Annotated in this window: 1 protein-coding gene; it reads right to left on the minus strand. The window is 44.8% G+C overall.

What is annotated here, in order from left to right; genetic code table 11:
• Positions 1-18 precede the first annotated feature (18 nt).
• The coding region (flaG, locus tag J0695_RS46480) for a flagellar protein FlaG (protein WP_206970069.1) at positions 19-346 on the minus strand (328 nt) is incomplete at its 5' end.

The following is a 346-nucleotide window of genomic DNA, read 5'->3' on the forward strand; positions in this document are numbered from 1 at the left end:
ATCTTTAACACTCCTGTTCTATGTAGTTTTATCGACAATTAACCCCATAAATTCCGCCATCGCCGCATAAAAATCGAGCCACTCCTTTGGCGGGATCTCGCGGACGACTTCCTCTGTCCGATTGTCCACGACTTTCACATAATACTCTCCCAATTTTTCGTGAAGCACAAACTGTAGGTGCACCTGCGACGGCTCCAAAAGGTTGTTTGCGCCTTGTACGGTTTTTTCAAGCTGAGCAAATGTAAATTCTGCAGCGTCCGTCTGCTGCGGGCGTTCAACAGCTTCGTACTGTTTATTCAACATCTGTGTTTTGTAAGCATCAATAATGGGTTCTAAAGATGACAAT

It is taken from the genome of Streptomyces beijiangensis (assembly GCF_017315755.1).
Lineage (GTDB): Bacteria > Actinomycetota > Actinomycetes > Streptomycetales > Streptomycetaceae > Streptomyces > Streptomyces beijiangensis.